Consider the following 15890-nt stretch of genomic DNA (forward strand, 5'->3'; position numbering starts at 1 on the left):
GATGAAGAACTCCTTCACCTTGCGGGTGACGGTCTGCTCCTGGCGCAGGTAGTAGTTCTTCACGTACTGCTGGGTGATCGTGGAGCCGGACTGCTTGCCCTTGCCGGTGGCGGTGTTCCAGGCGGCGCGGACCATGGCCTGGGGGTCGATCGCGGACTCGCTGTAGAAGTCGCGGTCCTCGGCGGCCAGGACGGCGTGCCGGGCGTCCTCGGAGATCCGGTCGAGGGTGACGTTCTCCCGGTTGACCTCGCCGTCGCGGGCGATGACGGTGCCGTCGGCGTACAGGTAGACGTTGGCCTGCTGGATGGCGAGGGCGTTGGCGGGCGGGATCTGCACGAGCGTGTAGCCGAGGACGAGGCCGCCGACGATCAGGAGGGCGCCGACGAGGAGGGTGCCGAGCGTCATGCGCCAGGTGGGGATCAGTCTGCGCCGTCCGGTGCGCCGGTCCTTGCCCTTGCCTCCCGCCGGGCGCTGCGGGGCGTCGGCCGCCTGAGGTTCTCTCGATGCCCAGCCCGGGCCGGGCTGCTGCGGCTGCGGCTCGTCGCTCATGTCGTGCACGGACTCCTGTTTCGCCTCGTTCGGTTGCGTACGCCTGCTGCGCTCCTCTTATTGAAGACTGTCGCATCCGGCGATCAGTTCCCCGTCCACGGCGCGCGCCGCGCACACATGTGCCTTGTCACACGCATGGCCCTGTGTCCGGCCGGACTTCCGGTGCCCCCGGGGCGCCGGAAAATGCGTGGCGGGCGGTCCGCCGCGGCCACTAGGCTCCTGCGCTTCGGTGCCGGGTGCGGGAGGAGGGGTGCGGGCGTGGGCGCGGGGCGGTTGTACCTGGCCGTCGCGGTGGGGGGCTTCCGGCGGTACGCGACGTACCGGGCGGCCACCGCGGCGGGGGTGTTCACCAACACCGTCTTCGGGCTGATCCTGGTGTACACGTACCTGGCCCTGTGGGAGGCCCGGCCGGGTCTCGGCGGGTACGAGCAGCCGCAGGCCGTCACGTACGTGTGGCTGGGGCAGGCGCTGTTCGCGACGCTGGCGGTCCAGGGCGGCGGGTTCGAAACCGAACTGATGGAGCGCATCCGTACGGGTGAGGTCGCGATCGACCTGTACCGGCCGGCCGATCTGCAGCTGTGGTGGCTGGCGAACGACCTGGGGCGGTCGCTGTTCCAGCTGCTGGGGCGGGGGGTGGTCCCGTTCCTCTTCGGGGTGCTGGTGTTCCCCGTGGCGCTGCCGAGTGACGCGCTCACGTGGCTGGCGTTCCTGGTCGCGGTGGCCTTGGCGATGGTGGTCAGTTTCGCGATCCGCTACCTGGTGGCGCTGAGCGCGTTCTGGCTGCTGGACGGCACGGGTGTGATGCAGATCATGATGATCGCCGGGCTGTTCTGCTCGGGGATGCTGCTGCCGCTGAACGTGTTCCCGGGGGTGCTCGGCGAGGTGGTGCGCGTCCTGCCGTGGGCGTCGCTGCTGCAGGGGCCCGCGGACGTGCTGCTGGGGGAGGCCGGGGTGCTGTCCACCTACGTCCTGCAGGGGGCGTGGGCGGTGGCGCTGCTGGCGGCCGGGCGGCTGCTGCAGTCGGCGGCGACGCGGCGGGTGGTGGTCCAGGGTGGGTGAGGACGGCCGGCTGGTCCAGGGGCTGCGCGCCTACGGGCTGATCGCCGGGATGTGGATCCGTTCCACGATGGCCTACCGGGCGTCCTTCGTGATGACCGTGATCGGCGGTCTGCTGGTGACCGGGCTCGACTTCGTCGGGATCGCGCTGATGTTCTCGCAGATCGACGCGCTCGCCGGGTACACGCTGGCCGAGGTGGCGTTCCTCTACGGCCTGTCCGCCACGTCCTTCGGGGTCGCCGACCTGGCGCTGGGCTCGATGGACCGGCTGGGGCGCCGGGTGCGTGACGGCACGCTGGACATGCTGCTCGTGCGGCCGGCGCCGGTGCTGGCCCAGGTCGCCGCGGACCGTTTCGCGCTGCGCCGGGTGGCCCGCGTGCTGCAGGGGCTGCTGGTCCTGGGGTACGCGCTCGCCTCCCTGGACCTCGACTGGACGGCGGCGAAGCTGCTGCTGATGCCGGTGATGCTGGTCAGCGGAGCGGTGATCTTCTGCGCGGTGTTCGTGGCGGGCGCGGCGTTCCAGTTCGTGGCGCAGGACGCCTCCGAGGTGCAGAACGCGTTCACCTACGGGGGGACGACGCTGCTGCAGTATCCGCCGACGGTGTTCGGGCAGGACCTGGTGCGCGGGGTGACGTTCGTGCTGCCGCTCGCCTTCGTCAACTGGCTGCCCGCGAGCCATGTGCTGGGGCGGCCGTATCCGCTGGAACTGCCGGGGTGGGCGGCGTTCGCGTCGCCGCTGGTGGCGGTGGCGTGCTGCGCACTGGCGGGTCTGGCGTGGCGGACGGGGCTTCGCTCGTATCGGAGTACAGGGAGTTGACCGGTGGACGACGGCAGGGACAGGGGCGGCGGCGGTGGCGGTGACGACGGGTTCATCTCGCTCGACCGCGTGGAGAAGGTCTTCGAGGTGCGGAAGAGGACCGGGTTCCTGAAGCGGGAGCGGCGGCGGGTGCGGGCCGTCGACTCGCTCTCCTTCACGGTGGCGCGCGGCGAGATGGTCGGCTACATCGGGCCGAACGGCGCGGGCAAGTCGACCACGATCAAGATGCTCACCGGGATCCTGACGCCCAGCGGCGGCCGGCTCCGGGTGGCGGGGATCGACCCCTCCCGGGAGCGGACGCGGCTCGCGCACCGTATCGGGGTGGTGTTCGGGCAGCGGACGACGCTGTGGTGGGACCTGCCGCTGATCGACTCGTACCGGCTGGTGCACCGCATGTACCGCATCCCGGACGCGCGGTACCGCGAGAACCTCGACCGGATGGTCGAACTCCTCGGCCTGGGCGAGCTGTTGGACGTTCCGGTGCGGCAGCTGTCGCTGGGGCAGCGGATGCGCGGCGACATCGCGGCGGCGCTGCTGCACGACCCGCAGGTGCTGTACCTGGACGAGCCGACGATCGGTCTGGACGTGGTCTCCAAGACCAGGGTGCGGGAATTCCTGCGGGAGTTGAACGCCGAGCGGGCCACGACGGTGCTGCTGACCACGCACGACCTCCAGGACATCGAGCAGTTGTGCTCGCGGGTGATGGTCATCGACCACGGCCGGCTGATGTACGACGGTCCGCTCGCCGGGCTGCACGAGGCGGGGGAGAGCGAGCGGACGCTGGTGGTGGACCTGGAGCGGGAGCTGCCGCCGATCGACGCGCCGGCGCCCGCGCGGGTGGTGCGGGTGGAGGGGCCGCGGCAGTGGCTGGCGTTCCCGGCGTCCCAGTCGGCGGCCCCGCTCGTGGCGCGGATCGCGGCGGACCATCCGCTGGTCGACCTGTCGGTGCGGGAGCCGGACATCGAGGCGGTGATCGCCAGGATGTACGCGGAGCGGGCCGGGCGGGCGGTCCCGTAGGGGTGTGCCGGGACCGGGCGGTCCCGCGGCCGTGTGCCGGGGTCGGGGCGGTCTCGTAGCCGTGCGGTGGAGGTAACTCGTAGGCTGCTGGGTATGACCGACGACGCAGCCCCGGACCTCCGCGCCTCCGACGCCGATCGTGAGCGGGTCGTTGACATCCTGCGGGACGCCCTGGCGGAGGGGCGCCTGGACATGGAGGAGTTCGAGGAACGGCTCGACGCGACGTACAAGGCGCGGACGTACGGGGAACTGGCGCCGATCACCCGCGACCTGCCGGCCGCCCACGGCGTGGCCGTCCCCGCCGTCTCCCTGACCAAGGACCCCGAGCGGGGCGGGAATTGGGCGGACCGGATCGTCGGCGGCGGCGACGAGGACACGTCGACGTGGGCGGTGGCCGTCATGTCGGGCTTCCAGCGCAAGGGGCACTGGACGGCGCCGCGCCGCTTCAACTGCTTCGCGTTCTGGGGCGGCGGGGAGATCGATCTGCGCGAGGCGAACTTCGCGGACCGCGAGGTCGTGATCAACGCCGTGGCGGTCATGGGCGGGATCGACGTCATCGTGCCGCCCGGGGTCGAGGTCGTCGTGCGCGGTGTCGGGGTCATGGGCGGCTTCGACCACCGGGAGGAGGGCGTCCCGGGCGAGCCGGGCGCCCCGCGGGTGATCGTCACCGGCTTCGCCTTCTGGGGCGGCGTCGGCGTCCAGCGCAAGCTGCCCCGCGCGGAGAAGCAGCGCCTGCGCGAGGAGCGCCGCCGCGAGAAGCTGGAGCGCAAGGCGGCCCGCCACCAGCTGGACGGCTCCCGCCACGACCCGCTGGGCCTGAACCTGCACGGCCTGTCCGACCGGCACGCCGAGGAGCACGGCGAGCGCGGGCGCCGGCACGACGGGGGCCGCTGACCGCGGCACCCGCCCCGGTCCTCGGGCCGGGACCCTCAGGCCAGGAGCATGGCCATGTCCCATTCGGTCGTGGTGCGGCCCTTCGCGTAGGCGTCCAGGGCGAGGGCCGTTCCGGTCGAGCCCTCCAGGAACGCGGGGACGTCGGCGCCCTGCGCGATCTGCGTGAGGCTGGCCCGGAACCCGAACCGGTACCCGGGACGGAACTCGGCGAGCGTACGGGCCGCCATGTCGTCGACGAGGTCGGACAGGCGCTTGTCGCCGATGGATTCGTTCAGGACGGCGAGCAGGTGCATCAGCCCGCTCCATCCGTGGCACAGGTGGGCGTTGTCGATGTTCCAGGTATCCGGATCGGTGGCCAGCAGAGGCAGCAGGGAACGGTGGGCGAGCCGCAGCCAGTCGGCGCGGTCCAGGGCCTGCCCCGCGAGCTGTATCGAGCGGGAGATCCCCGGGGCGCCGTAGCACCAGGACGGGCGCCAGCGGGGTGCCGCCGGGCCGCCGGGCCCGGCCGCCCAGTCGTCGAGGGTCACGTGCGGGGGCCAGACCGGGCCGCCGGTGTCCTCGCCCTCGTACGCCCACCGCCGAAGGAGGCCGACCAGCCGTTCGATGGCCTCGCGCTGCCCGTCCACGACGGCGCCCTGCCGCCAGGCCAGGGACAGCAGGGCCAGCGGCCCCGCCACGCCGTGCGAGAGTCCGAGGTTCAGGTGGCCGTCGGGCATCTCGGCCTCCTGCCCCAGCTTGGGCGCCGCCCACGTCCACCAGTGGGGCACCCGCAGGCCCCGGTGGGTGATCTCACCGTGTGCCATGCGGGTCAGATAGGTGAGGACGAGACCCAGTTCCTCGTCGCACCGCTCCCGGCGGGCCAGCAGGTAGCGGCCGACGCCGCTCATGCCGCGGACCACTTCGAACTCCCCGTTGGTCGTCGTCGGGGTGTCCCGGACCTCGGGCAGCGCGCGGCGGACCAGCCGGCGCTGGTGGTCGTCGAGCCGGTCGAGGGCCGAGCGGTAACCGCCGGTGGCGCGGTGGGCGACGAGCACGGCGAGGGCGACGGCACCCGGACCGGTGTAGATGCCGGCCGGGGCGTGGGCCGTGGCGGCCATCGCCCGCATCGCCCGCGCGAGGTAGGCGTGTGCTCGCGCGGCGTCCTCGGGGCCGGGGCGGCCGCGGCCGGTGAACGCCAGTGACACCCCGGGGAATCCGCTGGAGAGGGCCAGGTCCGACCACAGGGGCTCGCGCGGGGCGACCGGCGTGGTGCCCGGGATGCGGGTGTCGGCGGCGGTGGCCTCGGGGTCGGCCAGCCGGTCGAAGACCTGGGCGGCGACCACGCGCGCCGCGTCCGCGTGGCGGGGGACGGTCATCCGGTCTCCTCCTGGGGACGCCGGGTGTGGGCCAGACGGCCCTGGTGGTCACGGGCGACGCCCCGCAGCACGGCGTAGCCGGTGTCCTCGCCCGCCCGGTCGATACCGAACAGGCGGTTGTGCTGCATGTGCAGCAGCGCCATGACGGCCTCGGCGTGCTGGGCGGTCCCGGGTGCCCGCCCCCCGTCCGACAGCAGCAGAGCGCCGTACTTCCCGGTCTCGGGCGTGTTGCTCCACAGGTCGGCCAGGGGATCGCCCAGTACGCGGGCCGCGCTCTCGGCCGTGCGGCCGGGCACGATCAGCGACAGGGCCTGCTCCCGGTGGCGCCGGTAGGCCGCGTGGGCGGGCCCCTTGGGCAGAGCGCGGCTGATCCACGCCGACCAGTCCCAGTCGCCGAGCGACTCCAGCAGCAGCGCGTGGTTGACGGCCGCCAGTACCGGGGCGGGCAGGGTCAGCCGGCCCCGGGCCACCATGCCGATCTGGGCCAGCGCCGACCGGCTGTCCACGCAGAACATCCGCTCCGCGTGGGGGAGGGCGTCGGGTCCGCCGTAGCGGTCGGTCTCGGGCCGGTAGGTGTCGAGGACCATGGTCCTGATCACCCCGGTCTCCTGCCAGTTCCGGCTCACCGCGGCGAGCCGGGGCAGGACCGTGGTGCGCAGGACGCCGGCCGCCGCGTGCAGTCGGAGGCGGAGGTGGGGTTCGGGGTCGCGGTACCGGATGAAGTGCCAGCTGCGCAGCTCGTCCCCGAGCGGTCCCAGCAGGGCGGGCAGGCAGGTGTGCAGCAACTCGTCGTGCGTGTCCGGCTGCGCGTAGAACTTGGCGTAGAGCCACTCCTCACCCGGCAGGTGCCGGAGGGAGTGGTCCGTGGGCCGGGGCGCGGACGCCGGGGGGCGGGGCCCGCCGGCGGGCTTGCGGTGACCGGTCCTCCGGGGGTCGCCGCCGGACGGACGGGAGGGCCGGTCCGGCGCCGTGGTCCGGGCGAGCGGAATGACGACCTCGGCGCAGTGCCCGCCGGTCCAGCCCAGCCCGCGTCCTCCGTCCGTCAGGTCCTCCATGATCGCCAGAGAGCCGCCCCCGCGGACCTCCTGGCGGAAGACCTCCCGGTGCCAGCGGTCCGTGAGGTCCACCCGGTACGCACGGTCCCACCGGGCGAGGTTCACCTCGTCCGGTACGCGGTAGCGCTCCCGCCACGCGGCGACGGCGCCGTCCCACCCGGACCCGCCGCCGGCCGCCGCACGCAGGTGCCGGTCGGGAATCCAGCGGCGGGGGGAGACCGTGACGCGGCCGTACGTCACACGCGGGAGATGGGGCAGCCCCTCCAGCCCGCACCAGTTCCACCCCGTCCACGTCCTGGCCCTGCCGAAGACGAGGTCCACCAGCAGACGGGCGACGGGCGGTGCCTCGCGTTCGAGGGCGAGCATGTGCGGCACCACGGGGAGGACCTCGCGCCCGTCGTCCGGCAGGACCAGCCGCAGCCCCGACGCGTCCGGCGTGACGAGGAGGCGACGCCAGTCCAGGGTGCCCCGGTCGCCCCGGTCGGCGTAGACACCCACCGGGATCCGGTACGGCAGCAGGGGCGGGACCTGAGCCATGTTGAGCGCACGCACCGTGTACGGCCGGTACACCACCTGGGCCGGTACCGTCCTGGCGTCGCCGAGCCCGGTGAGCAGCGACTCCAGCTCACCCTCCACGGCGGTGAGCCGGGCGAACCTGCCGACGGTGGCCCCGGCCACCCAGGAGCCCATGTACGCGGGGGAGACGAGCCGGAAGTCGCCGCGGTCGACGGCCTGGCAGCTCTCGGCCAGCAGCTGCAGGCACAGCTCCAGGGACCTGGGCGGGGCGATCTCCTCGCCGGTCGTCCGGCCGGCGGCCAACGCGTCGACGAGACCGGGGGTGAGCCGGACCTCGTCGTCACCGCTCAGCAGCGCCTCCTGCACCAGGTCGTGCGTGAGGAGGCGGCGGGACTTGGGCAGCGGCTCGGCGTCGCGCCTGCCCGCGGACTCCGGATCCTCGCGCTCGCCGTAGCCGGCCGGGAAGCCGATGCCGCGATGCGGATCGACGAGCCGGCCCAGCGGGACGACGCCGGTCGTGCCGTACGCCTCCAGGAACCGGTCGCGGTAGGCGCGCATGTGGGTGTGCGTGAGCCAGTCCCCGGAGAGCTCCCACATGGCGGAGGCGTAGCGGGCCGCCTCCTCGGTCACGGTCCGTGAGATCCGGATGTCGGCGTCCATGCGGAGGTCGACGTGGACAGGCGGCCGGGGCTCGGTCCCTTCCGGGTCGGTCACGTGCATGAGCCGGCGCCACGCCGCGTGGCCCGCGCCGGGCTCCGCCGCGGCGTAGGCGTCCAGGGCCGCGCGGACGGACTCGACCTCGGCCCTGGCCCCGGGCACCGCGGAAACGGCCGCCGAGACGCGGTCGAACAGCGCGTCGTCCAGGTCCTGCGGCGTGATGGACGTCAGCAGGAAACCGTGCCGCACGAGCTCGAACAGGGCGCCGTCCAGCCGGTCGGCACCGAAGCGGGGAAAGGCGGTGGACGCCTCCTCCAGCAGTTTGCCGTAGGCGACGGGCCGCGCCGTTCGCTCGCGCACCCAGTTCACCAGGTCCCCGGCCCGGACGGAGACCTCACGTCCGTCGCCGGGAACGACGAGCCGGTCACCCCGTGTCCGGCACAGGTCGCTCAGGACGACGTGAACGCCGCGCCGCACCTCGGGAAGCGCGAGCCACCGCGTGACGCGTCGCGTCAGCCAGGCCGCGTCCAGCCGTACGGCCTTGTGACCGGGACCGGACAGCACCACCCTCGTGGTGTCCTGCGCGCGTGCCGGAGCCACGCCGGCGAAGAGACCGAACGGCGTGGGCCTGGTCTGCGCCCGCAGTGCGTAGCGGGAGAGGGCCAGCGCCGTGCGGCGCAGCCGTTTGCCGTCGAGGCCCGCTCCCGCGTCGAGCCGGTCGAGGGATTCGGTGAGACTGCCGCTGGCCACCTGCAGGGCCTCGCGGAACAAGGGGTGCGAGGCGGCTTCGCGCACCTGCTCGGCGGAGTCGCCGAGGGGCGGACCCCCCGCGCGGGGCATCGTCGCCATGCGAACGAACAAGCAGTCCTGCGGCGTGTAACGGTCGTCCCGCACGTGTTCCGCCTCCCCCTCGACACCTGTCCCGGCAGGACCCGCCCGGGCGGGGCCACCGACCCGGCCCGAGCGGATGCGTAGTGACGCCGGCCGGCGGTGGAGCCGGCCGGGACGACTACCAGCAGCAGAGGTTGCAGGGCGATCCGTAGGTGCTGGGCGAGGTGTAGCCACCGGACGCGAAGGCGGGGCCCTCGCCGTCGGTCTCGGAGATCTGGACGTCGAGGTCCAGCTCCGTGAGGTCGGTGGTGTCTTCCAGCAGAAGGTTGGTGCTCATAACACTCCTCCGTTCTGTGGTTCGCCGGTGTCGAGTCGACCATGGCGAAAACGGTGTGGTTCTGGTGGAACCACGCGGCAGCATAGGCTCACCGATGATCCAACTTCACCCACGCGTCGACGGGTTGGCCGAAAAGCACTGACCCGCGCCGCCGGCCGGGGAAGCACCGGACGGCCCCGCCCTCCCTTCCGGCACACGGCCCCCCCGGGCCGGAGCGCAGGGTTCATCAGCCTCCGGCCCGCCGGTGCCTTCGCGCCATGATCGAGCCGGAACGCCGCGTCACCGCCGCCTCGGACGCCTACAGCTCCGCCGGCGCCCCGCCCTTCAGGTCGTCCAGGTCGAAGACCTCGGCCATCCTCGTGTACCCCCTGTCGCTCGGGTGGAGGTGGTCGCCGGAGTCGTAGTCGGAGCGCAGACGGCGCGGGTCGTACGGGTCGCGCAGCGCCTTGTCGAAGTCGACGACCGCGTCGAAGACGCGCCCCGCGCGGATCTCCGCGTTGATCCGCTGCCGTACCGCCTCGCGCGCGTCGGTGTGACCGCGGTGGCCGCCGAAGGGCATCAGCGTCGCGCCGACGACCTTCAGCCCGCGCGCGTGGGCCTGTTCGACGAGGGCGTTCATCCCCGCGACGATCCTGTCCGGGTCGGCGGTGCCCGGCCGGCGCAGGATGTCGTTGACGCCGAGGACGACGACCACGACCCTGACGTTCGGGCGGCCCAGGACGTCGCGGCCGAAGCGGTTCAGGCCGCTGGGGTTCTCCGGGGGGCGGCCGAGGCCGTCGGCGAGGATCTGGTTGCCGCTGATGCCCCCGTTGACGACGCTGTGGCGCGGCACGTCCCGCCCGGCCTCCAGCGCGGCGCGCAGCCGGTCGGACAGGACGTCCGGCCAGCGGTTGTTGGCGCCGGTGGTGGAGGTGATGCCGTCGGTGAGCGAGTCGCCGAGGACGACGACCGTGCCCTCCGACTCGTTGCTCAGCACGTCCAGGGCCGTCAGGTACCGCCAGACGGTGCTCCGCTCGGTGTACGGCGTCCCGGTCGTGTCCCGGGTGTGCTCGCCGTGGGCGACGTAGGAGACCTGGCGCGCGTGCGGGTGGTAGGTGACCGGCCCGGACTCGGTGGGGGAGTACGTGGTGACCAGGACGTCCCCGTCCTGCGGCACGGTGATGCGCACGGCGTCGCTCGTCACCTGCCCGCCGGCCGGGATGACGACCGTCGGGGCGCCGGTGAAGGTGAGGGGCCGCATCGTCCCGGCGAGCGCCGTGGCCGTGCCGGGGTCCGCGGAGACGGCGATCGAGGCGTGGGTGACGGTCAGCGGTGACTGGCCGTAGAGATTGGAGAGCGTGACGCGGGCACTCGTACCGCCGGCGCTGGTGTGGACGACGTTGCGCACCGAGCGGCCGGCGAGCCCGGTCATCTCGGTGCCGGGCTCGCCGCCGACCGGGGAGGTGGCCCAGGAGCCGACCCAGGTGCCGGTGGAGGCGGGCGCGGCCGGGTTGTTGTTCTGGGCGCGTCCGCCGGCGAGGGCGTCGCGCTTCCTCGTGCCGCCGTCGGAGGCCACACCGACGTAGAGGGTGGCGGAAAGGGCCACGATCGCGGCGATGATCGCGGCGAGCAGGGCGCGGTGCTGGGCGGGAGGCATTCCCGCGCCCCCGTCACGACCCCGGGTCATGCTGTTCTGTTCTCCTCGGGAGGTGGGAGCCCGAGGCTCCGATCCGATCGATCCATGATGCGTCATGGGCGGGGGCGGGCCGCCGGGACCCCCTGCGCGTTCCCCCTCCGGACAGACGCCGGGAACTCCTGTTCCGTTCCAGGAGTCGGTCAGGAAGGGACAATGTGTGAGGGATCACCGAACGGGCGGAGCGGATGGGACGGCGGATGGAACGGACGAAAGCGGCGGAAGCCGAAGAGCGGGACGCCGACGGGCAGCATGCCCGCCCCGGCGCCGCCACGAACCGCGCGATGACGATGTTCAGCCCCGCGGACGAGGAGAAACGGCGCGGGGTGCGCCGGATGAAGCTCACCGCCACGGGACTGCTGCTGTTCGTCGCCCTGGTCTACGTCCTCGCCAAGTGGGCCTCCCACCAGGGCGCCGGCGCCTGGGCGGGCTACGTCGCCGCCGCGGCCGAGGCCGGCATGGTCGGCGCGCTCGCCGACTGGTTCGCGGTCACCGCCCTCTTCCGCCGTCCCCTCGGCCTGCCCATCCCGCACACCGCGATCATCCCCACCAAGAAGGACCAGCTCGGCGTCTCCCTGGGCGACTTCGTCGGCGAGAACTTCCTCTCCGAGGACGTCGTGCGCGGGCGGCTGCGCGCCGTCGGCATCGGCAGCCGGCTCGGTGCCTGGCTCTCCGTCCCCGAACACGCCGACCGGGTCACCGCCGAACTGTCGGCGGCGCTGCGCGGCGCGCTGGCCGTGCTGCGCGACTCCGACGTCCAGGCGGTGGTCGGCGAGGCCATCACGCGCCGCGCCGACGCCCAGGAGATCGCGCCCGGCATGGGCAAGATGCTGGAGAAGATCGTCGCCGACGGCGGCCACAAACGGGCCGTCGACCTGATCGTCACCCGCGCGCACGACTGGCTGGTGCTGCACGGCGACTCCGTGATGGACGCCGTGCAGGGCGGCGCGCCCGGCTGGACCCCCCGATTCGTGGACCGCAAGGTCGGCGAGCGCGTCTACAAGGAACTGCTGCGCTTCTGCGCCGAGATGCGCGACATGCCCGCCCACCCCGCGCGCGGCGCACTCGACCGCTTCCTCACCGACTTCGCCTCCGACCTCCAGTCCGACACCGACACCCGCGCCCGGATCGAACGCCTCAAGGGCGACATCCTCGGCCGCGACGAGGTGCAGGACCTGATCGCCTCCGCCTGGACCGCCGTACGGTCCATGATCGTCTCCGCGGCGGAGGACGAGCGCAGCGAACTGCGGCTGCGGGTGCGCGCCTCGCTGCTCTCGCTGGGCGCCCGGATGGCGGCCGACCCCAAGGTGCAGGGCAAGGTCGACGGCTGGCTGGAGAGCGCCGCGGTGTACGTCGTCACCACCTACCGCAAGGAGATCACCTCCCTGATCACGGACACGGTGGCGAGCTGGGACGCCGAGCACACCACCAAGAAGATCGAGGCCAACATCGGCCGCGACCTGCAGTTCATCCGCATCAACGGCACGGTCGTCGGCTCCCTGGCCGGCCTGCTGATCTACACGCTGTCGCGGGCGCTGGGGGCGTAGCGGGGGGCGCGGGAGGGGGCGCGGACGAGCGGGGCCGGGAGTGGAACCGCGTCCCCGGGGCATCCGACGGACGTTCACTTCGTCGAGGAGGGGGCCCATGACCACCGCGCAGGCCGGGACCGGCCGCACCATCACCACCAGCATTCCGGCACGGCTCGACCGCCTGCCCTGGTCGCGCTGGCACTGGTCGATCGTCATCGGTCTCGGCACCGTGTGGATCCTCGACGGCCTGGAGGTCACGGTCGTCGGCAACATCGCGAGCCGCCTGTCCGAGCCCGGCAGCGGACTGCCCATCACCTCCGGCGAGGTCACCGGCATCGCCGCCGCCCTCTACGTGGCCGGTGCCTGCTCGGGCGCCCTGTTCTGGGGGCGCCTGACCGACATCTGGGGGCGGAAAAAACTCTTCATGATCACCCTCGCGGTCTACCTCGGCGCCACCGCCCTGACCGCGATCGCCTTCGACACCTGGTGGTTCTTCCTCTTCCGCTTCATCACCGGCTTCGGCATCGGCGGTGAGTACGCGGCCATCAACTCCGCGATCGACGAGCTGATCCCGGCACAGTACCGGGGCCGTGTCGACCTGCTGATCAACGGCAGCTTCTGGCTGGGCGCGGTCGGCGGCTCGCTGCTGTCGATCGTCGCGCTCAACACGTCGATCTTCCCGGCGAACGTCGGCTGGCGGCTGACCTTCGCCCTCGGCGCCGTCCTCTCCCTGGTGATCCTCCTGGTCCGCCGGCACGTGCCCGAGAGCCCGCGCTGGCTGCTGATCCACGGCCGCGACGAGGAGGCGGAACGCATCGTCGGCGACATCGAGCGGCGGATCGAGGCCGAGAAGGGCGAACCGCTGCCCCGCGCGGAGGGCGAGCTGACCATCCACCAGCGCAAGAGCGTCACCTTCACGGAGATCGCCCGCACCCTCTTCGCCAAGTACCGCAAGCGCTCGGTCCTCGGCTTCTCCCTCTTCATCGGCCAGGCGTTCCTCTACAACGCCATCACCTTCGGCTTCGGCGCGATCCTGACCACGTTCTTCGACGTCCCCTCCGGGAACACCGGCTACTACTTCGCCGTCATCGCGCTCGGCAACTTCATGGGCCCGCTGCTGCTCGGCAAGCTGTTCGACACGGTCGGCCGCCGGGTGATGATCTCCGGGACGTACCTGATGTCCGGCCTGCTCCTCTTCGGCACGGCCTGGCTGTTCGACCGGGGCACGCTGAACGCGACCACCCTGACGGCCTGCTGGTGCGCCGTGCTGTTCTTCGCCTCGGCGGGCGCGAGCAGCGCGTACCTGACCGTCTCCGAGGTCTTCCCCATGGAGACGCGCGCGATGTCCATCGCCTTCTTCTACGCCCTCGGCACCGCCGCCGGCGGCATCAGCGGCCCCCTGCTGTTCGCCGACCTCACGGGCACCGGCGAGGTCGGGGACACCGTCCTCGCCTTCCAGATCGGTGCCGCCCTGATGTGCGCGGCGGGCCTGGTGGCCGCGTTCCTCGCGGTGAAGGCGGAACGCCGGTCCCTGGAGGACATCGCCAGGCCGCTCACCGCCGCCGCGTCGAAGACGCGGGGCGAGGTGCGCACGGGCCAGGGGACGGGAGCGGGCACGGGCACGGGGACCGGCACGGGTTCGGACCCGGCGACGGCGTAGGCGGCGCAGGGCCGGACGGCCGGCCGGCGCCCTCCCCGGGCCCGGGACGGGGCCCGGCTGACCCCCGGGACGGGGCTCAGCCGCGCCGGTCGGCGACCGCCCACGCGGCGAGCGCCACGGCTCCCGCCGCCCCGAACACGGCGGGCCACGCGCCCACCTTCCTGGCCAGCGGATGCGACCCGGCGAACGCGGCGACGTACGCGGCCGACAGCGCCCCCGCGGCCTTCCCACCGGCCCGCTCCCGCCACTGCCGCGCGGCGGCGGCTCCGGCGGTGGCGAGGACGACTCCGCCCAGCTGCCGCTTCCGCGTCCAGCGGGCCACGCCGTACCCGCCGACGAGTCCGCTCGCGGCCACCACGGAACTCGGAACCTTCGCCATGCCTGCCTCCTGGCACTGCGCCCACGGGGGGCGGGGTCTCACGGGACTTCGAGGCTAACGCCCCGGGCGGCGGCCCCGACGACCAGGCCCGGACGAGCCGGGACGAGCCGGGAACCAGCCGGGGTGAGTCGGGGGTTGTCAACTTTCCTCTCCGGAGTTATATAAGAAATCGACCGTAGGGCATCGCACGGAATGCGCCGCAAGAGAGGAGTGGAACCGTGATGCTCATGCGCACCGATCCGTTCCGCGAATTCGACCGGCTCGCGCAGCAGGTCTTCGGCACGACCGCCCGCCCGTCGGCGATGCCGATGGACGCCTACCGGTCGGGGGACGACTTCATCGTCCACTTCGACCTTCCCGGCATCGACCCCGAGACGATCGAGCTGGACGTCGAGCGCAACGTCCTCAACGTGCGCGCCGAGCGCCGCTCCCCGGCTCCCGAGGACGCGGAGATGGTGGCCGCCGAACGTCCCACCGGCACCTTCACCCGCCAGCTGTTCCTCGGCGAGACCCTGGACACGGAACGCATCGACGCGTCGTACGACGCCGGCGTCCTGACCCTGCGCATTCCGGTGGCCGAACAGGCCAAGCCGCGCCGCATCCAGATCACCGGCGGCGACAGCCGCAAGCAGATCAGCAGCTGACCCCGCACGCACACCACGCGTCCCGCGGACACCGGCCGCCCGCGGGGCGCGCCCCCATGCCCGTCCGACGCGGAGGGCGACGGAGGCCCCGGAGAACCGGAGAAGGAGAGGAGCCCCAGATGAGCACGCTGACGCCGCAGAAGCCCGCACTCTTGACCCCGGAAGAGGGCATTCCGGCCGAGGCGCCCCCGTCCCCGTCCCCGGGTCTCGACTGGCGCGAACTGGTCGACGCCGTACGGGAGTCGGGCCAGTACCCGACGCGGGCGGAGGCGGAGAGCGTCACCCGCATCGTCCTCTCCGCCCTCGGCGGCCACGTCGTCGGCGACGAACGCGTCGACCTGGCCCGCGCCCTGCCCGAGGAGGCGGCGAGAGTGGTCGCGTCCCAGATCCCGGCGACCCGCGAGCTGACGGCCGCGGAGTTCGTCGACTCGGTGGCGGCCCGCATCGAGGGCGCGACCCCGGCCACGGCCCGCTGGGACGTCAGCTCGGTCCTGAGCGTCCTGCCCTCGCTGGTCGGCGACGCCCTGGTGACCCGCATCCTGGCCCAACTGCCCCCGGGCTACGCCCTGCTCTTCGGCCGGGCGGAACTGGCCCCGGCGGAGTAACCGGCCCGGAACCCCCTCCCCACCCGCCGGAGCCGCCCCGCCGGTCCCCGCCCGGGGCCGCTCCCGTGCCGGTGCCCTCGTCCCCGCCCGCCGCGGCGGGCGAGGACGAGGGCCGGCGCGGTGGGACCGCCCCACCCGGCAAATGGTTCGACGCGCCTCCTGTTCCCAGGAGATCCTGTGAGCGCATCACAGCGCATCACAGCGCATCACAGCGCATCCCACTGCTTCCCCGGCCGGCCGCCTCCGGAGGACCGTTGAACCCCACCATCCGCCACATCACCTTCGACTGCACGGGCGATCCCTACGACCTCGCCTCG

General features: G+C 73.1%; 14 protein-coding genes. 8 read left to right on the forward strand and 6 right to left on the reverse strand.

The genetic code is table 11. From position 1 onward, the window contains the following. The coding region (locus RIM90_RS24755) for a biosynthetic peptidoglycan transglycosylase (protein ID WP_309062966.1) at positions 1-549 on the reverse strand (549 nt) is incomplete at its 3' end. Between the two features lie 258 nt (positions 550-807). Between RIM90_RS24755 and RIM90_RS24760 the strand changes: the two genes are divergently transcribed. The 4 genes from RIM90_RS24760 (at position 808) to RIM90_RS24775 (ending at position 4333) form a co-directional block, all read left to right on the forward strand. After that, positions 808-1608 carry an ABC-2 family transporter protein gene (locus RIM90_RS24760; protein ID WP_309062967.1) on the forward strand — a complete coding sequence of 267 codons (801 nt, stop codon included), beginning with the start codon at positions 808-810 and terminating at the stop codon, positions 1606-1608. Between the two features lie 49 nt (positions 1609-1657). Then, entirely contained in the window at positions 1658-2422 is a 765-nt protein-coding gene (locus RIM90_RS24765) for an ABC transporter permease (RefSeq protein WP_375165539.1), read from the forward strand. A 3-nt stretch (positions 2423-2425) separates the two neighbouring features. Continuing rightward, positions 2426-3439: an ATP-binding cassette domain-containing protein gene (locus tag RIM90_RS24770; RefSeq protein ID WP_309062969.1), complete on the forward strand. Its 1014-nt coding sequence runs from the start codon at positions 2426-2428 to the stop codon at positions 3437-3439. Positions 3440-3532: 93 nt separating this feature from the next. Next, positions 3533-4333 carry a DUF1707 domain-containing protein gene (locus RIM90_RS24775; RefSeq protein ID WP_309062970.1) on the forward strand — a complete coding sequence of 267 codons (801 nt, stop codon included), beginning with the start codon at positions 3533-3535 and terminating at the stop codon, positions 4331-4333. A gap of 35 nt (positions 4334-4368) precedes the next feature. Here RIM90_RS24775 and RIM90_RS24780 read toward each other — a convergent pair whose 3' ends face one another. The 4 genes from RIM90_RS24780 to RIM90_RS24795 form a co-directional block, all read right to left on the reverse strand. Beyond that, positions 4369-5688 carry a lanthionine synthetase C family protein gene (locus tag RIM90_RS24780; protein WP_309062971.1) on the reverse strand — a complete coding sequence of 440 codons (1320 nt, stop codon included), beginning with the start codon at positions 5686-5688 and terminating at the stop codon, positions 4369-4371. Then, the gene (locus RIM90_RS24785) at positions 5685-8765 is read right to left on the reverse strand and encodes a lantibiotic dehydratase (RefSeq protein ID WP_309062972.1); all 3081 of its coding nucleotides are present in this window, start codon (positions 8763-8765) and stop codon (positions 5685-5687) included. The genes RIM90_RS24780 and RIM90_RS24785 overlap by 4 nt, the downstream gene beginning before the upstream one ends. Before the next feature lie 160 nt (positions 8766-8925). After that, positions 8926-9084 (reverse strand): class II lantibiotic LanA, encoded by a 159-nt coding sequence (locus RIM90_RS24790; RefSeq protein ID WP_309062973.1) that lies wholly within the window; start codon positions 9082-9084, stop codon positions 8926-8928. 298 nt (positions 9085-9382) lie between these two features. Continuing rightward, positions 9383-10750: an SGNH/GDSL hydrolase family protein gene (locus RIM90_RS24795; RefSeq protein WP_309062974.1), complete on the reverse strand. Its 1368-nt coding sequence runs from the start codon at positions 10748-10750 to the stop codon at positions 9383-9385. Between the two features lie 194 nt (positions 10751-10944). On the opposite strand from RIM90_RS24795, the gene RIM90_RS24800 reads away from it, so the two are divergent. Both RIM90_RS24800 and RIM90_RS24805 read left to right on the forward strand, forming a co-directional pair. Next, entirely contained in the window at positions 10945-12303 is a 1359-nt protein-coding gene (locus RIM90_RS24800; RefSeq protein ID WP_309062975.1) for a DUF445 domain-containing protein, read from the forward strand. 97 nt (positions 12304-12400) lie between these two features. Next, positions 12401-13945 (forward strand): MFS transporter, encoded by a 1545-nt coding sequence (locus RIM90_RS24805; protein ID WP_309062976.1) that lies wholly within the window; start codon positions 12401-12403, stop codon positions 13943-13945. A 76-nt stretch (positions 13946-14021) separates the two neighbouring features. On the opposite strand, the gene RIM90_RS24810 is transcribed toward RIM90_RS24805, so the two are convergent. Beyond that, positions 14022-14324 carry a hypothetical protein gene (locus RIM90_RS24810; protein ID WP_309062977.1) on the reverse strand — a complete coding sequence of 101 codons (303 nt, stop codon included), beginning with the start codon at positions 14322-14324 and terminating at the stop codon, positions 14022-14024. 221 nt (positions 14325-14545) lie between these two features. On the opposite strand from RIM90_RS24810, the gene RIM90_RS24815 reads away from it, so the two are divergent. Further along, positions 14546-14968, forward strand: coding sequence for an Hsp20/alpha crystallin family protein (locus RIM90_RS24815; protein ID WP_309062979.1), 423 nt, complete (start codon positions 14546-14548; stop codon positions 14966-14968). A 119-nt stretch (positions 14969-15087) separates the two neighbouring features. Next, positions 15088-15573 (forward strand): DUF2267 domain-containing protein, encoded by a 486-nt coding sequence (locus RIM90_RS24820; RefSeq protein ID WP_309062978.1) that lies wholly within the window; start codon positions 15088-15090, stop codon positions 15571-15573. Positions 15574-15890 lie beyond the last annotated feature (317 nt).

It is taken from the genome of Streptomyces sp., from assembly GCF_031181555.1.
Taxonomy (GTDB): Bacteria; Actinomycetota; Actinomycetes; order Streptomycetales; family Streptomycetaceae; genus Streptomyces; species Streptomyces fimbriatus.

Bases quoted from the DNA above. Each gene is read 5' to 3' on its own strand.
- RIM90_RS24815 (WP_309062979.1), top strand. From the start codon at position 14,546: ATGCTCATGCGCACCGATCCGTTCCGCGAATTCGACCGGCTCGCGCAG.
- RIM90_RS24790 (WP_309062973.1), bottom strand. From the start codon at position 9,084: ATGAGCACCAACCTTCTGCTGGAAGACACCACCGACCTCACGGAGCTG.
- RIM90_RS24820 (WP_309062978.1), top strand. From the start codon at position 15,088: ATGAGCACGCTGACGCCGCAGAAGCCCGCACTCTTGACCCCGGAAGAG.
- RIM90_RS24775 (WP_309062970.1), top strand. From the start codon at position 3,533: ATGACCGACGACGCAGCCCCGGACCTCCGCGCCTCCGACGCCGATCGT.
- RIM90_RS24805 (WP_309062976.1), top strand. From the start codon at position 12,401: ATGACCACCGCGCAGGCCGGGACCGGCCGCACCATCACCACCAGCATT.
- RIM90_RS24800 (WP_309062975.1), top strand. From the start codon at position 10,945: ATGGGACGGCGGATGGAACGGACGAAAGCGGCGGAAGCCGAAGAGCGG.
- RIM90_RS24810 (WP_309062977.1), bottom strand. From the start codon at position 14,324: ATGGCGAAGGTTCCGAGTTCCGTGGTGGCCGCGAGCGGACTCGTCGGC.
- RIM90_RS24785 (WP_309062972.1), bottom strand. From the start codon at position 8,765: ATGGCGACGATGCCCCGCGCGGGGGGTCCGCCCCTCGGCGACTCCGCC.
- RIM90_RS24765 (WP_375165539.1), top strand. From the start codon at position 1,658: ATGTGGATCCGTTCCACGATGGCCTACCGGGCGTCCTTCGTGATGACC.
- RIM90_RS24795 (WP_309062974.1), bottom strand. From the start codon at position 10,750: ATGACCCGGGGTCGTGACGGGGGCGCGGGAATGCCTCCCGCCCAGCAC.
- RIM90_RS24780 (WP_309062971.1), bottom strand. From the start codon at position 5,688: ATGACCGTCCCCCGCCACGCGGACGCGGCGCGCGTGGTCGCCGCCCAG.